We start from the raw sequence: 2,188 nt of genomic DNA, 5'->3' as shown, positions 1-2,188 counted from the left end.
TCAAGTGGATCGCCATCGTAGGGGATTCCCTACTGTCGCCCGGGCCGGCGAACGAGCAAACTTGTTCAGGAAGTCGCCCAGACACGGGGCCAGACAAGGAGTACGGGTATGGAAGTTCATGGCACCTGCAAGAACGGCTTCGAAGGGGTGCGCGATGCGTTCATCCAGAACTTCGAGGAGGGGCTTGAAGTCGGCGCCGCTGCCGCAGTGACAGTAGATGGTGAGTCCGTTGTGGACATCTGGGCTGGCGACGCGGACCCGAACGGAACACCGTGGGAACGCGACACGATCGTCAACGTCTACTCGACGACCAAAACAATGGCCGCCACCTGCATGCTCGCATTGGCTGACCGGAGCGAACTCGACTTCGACGCTCCCGTTGCGCAGTACTGGCCCGAGTTCGCGCAGCACGGCAAGGAGTCGGTGTTGGTGAAACACGTGATGTCGCACACCGCCGGGCTACCCGGCTTCGTCCCTCCAGTAACAGCTGCACAGATCTACGACGTCGATGCCATCGCGGCACAGCTCGCGGGCCAGGAACTCTGGTGGGAGCCGGGAACCCAGTCGGGCTACCACGCACTGACCCAGGGAAATCTCGAAGGAGAGATTCTCTACCGGATCACGGGAACTCGTATGGCCGAATGGTTCCAGAGGGAGATCGCCGACCCGCTCGGAGCGGACTTTCACATGAGCCTCCCGGCCAGCGAAGATGCTCGCGTTGCAGAGTTGATTCCGCCAGCGGTCAACCCAACGACAGCCGACAGCCCAGTGGCTGAACTCGTGATCAACGATGTAGCGATCAGCATGGACTCGATCGCTGGACGCACACTCACCAGTGCGATGCTCGACGCCACGGAGCCGCAGACTCGGGAGTGGCGCGCCGCTGAAATCCCGGCGGCCGGTGGCATCGGCAACGCCCGATCGATCGCCAGAATTCACTCAATGCTCGCGTGTGGCGGCGAAGTCGACGGCGTCCGGATCATGTCTGAGGCCGGCGCTCGCCGAGGCCTAGAAGTGCAAATCGACAACCTGGACCAGGTGTTGATGACGCACATGCGTCACGGCATCGGATTCGCTCGCGAACTCGATGGATGGGTGACAAGTCCCAACGAGAACACCATGTTCTGGGGCGGTTGGGGCGGCAGCGTCGCCATCGTCGACTTCGATGCGCGGGCGTCGATTTCGTACGTCATGAACCGGATGGATGACCAGCTCACCGGTGATCAGCGCAACCAACGCATCTCGGCAGCCGCCTACGCCGCTCTCGGCTGACCACAACCCGCATCACGAAACGACAGGGAGCAACATCATGTCCACGCAGGTGAAAACCTCATCAGGCATCGTCCAAGGGACCGAATCCAACGGCGTCCATGCGTTCAAGGGAATTCCGTACGCCGCAACACCTTCTGGCGACCTTCGATTGCGGCCACCGACCCGCCCGGCACCCTGGGATGGCGTGCGCGACGCGACGAACTACGGCCTGACCGCGATCCAACAACCGATGGCTGGCATTTTCGGTGAACTGGGCACCCCGCAGAGCCCTGCCGGCGATGATTGCCTCAACCTCAACGTTTGGACTCCCGACCCCGGAGCGTCAGGTCTGCCGGTCCTCGTCTGGATTCACGGTGGTGCGTTCTACGCCGGCAGTGGCGTTGATGACGTCTACAACGGCAGTGCGTTCGCCCAAGACGGAATTGTTTGTGTCTCGATCAACTACCGCCTGGGGGTCCAGGGCTTTTGGCATCTCGGCGAACACTTCGCGGAGCTGGCCGAGTCGGGCAACATCGGCATGCACGACCAGATCGCGTCGCTGAAGTGGGTCCAGGAGAACATCGCCGCGTTCGGCGGCGATCCGGGCCAGGTCACGATCGCCGGCGAGTCTGCCGGCGGGATGAGCGTCACCACCCTGATGGCGATGCCCGCAGCGAAGGGTCTTTTCCGCCGTGCGATTCCGCAGAGTGGAGCTGGGCACAACGGCATCAGCGCGGACACCGCAACGATGATCGGTGGCCACCTGCTCGACATGCTTGGTGTGGCCCCGGGAGACCTCGAATCACTGATGCGTGTACCCAGTGACATCATGTTGTCGACCCAGGTCAAGGTCAGCGATGAGCTCACCGAGACTCGAGATCCCTCACGATTCGGTGAGGCCGCAGCATCAGCGATGGCATTCCAGCCGACGTACGGC

General features: G+C 62.3%; 2 protein-coding genes. Both read left to right on the top strand.

Annotated features, from left to right (window positions below):
• The first annotated feature begins 108 nt into the window (after positions 1-108).
• Positions 109-1,272, top strand: coding sequence for a serine hydrolase domain-containing protein (locus ACH2EI_RS12130; protein WP_395160190.1), 1,164 nt, complete (start codon positions 109-111; stop codon positions 1,270-1,272).
• Positions 1,273-1,309: 37 nt separating this feature from the next.
• A partial coding sequence (locus ACH2EI_RS12125; RefSeq protein WP_395160188.1) for a carboxylesterase/lipase family protein occupies positions 1,310-2,188 on the top strand: 879 nt, incomplete at its 3' end.

The organism is Ilumatobacter sp., assembly GCF_041688325.1.
In the GTDB taxonomy this organism is placed as follows: Bacteria; Actinomycetota; Acidimicrobiia; order Acidimicrobiales; family Ilumatobacteraceae; genus Ilumatobacter_A.
This window is presented reverse-complemented; position numbering and strand designations above follow the sequence as displayed.

Bases quoted from the DNA above. Each gene is read 5' to 3' on its own strand.
- ACH2EI_RS12130 (WP_395160190.1), top strand. From the start codon at position 109: ATGGAAGTTCATGGCACCTGCAAGAACGGCTTCGAAGGGGTGCGCGAT.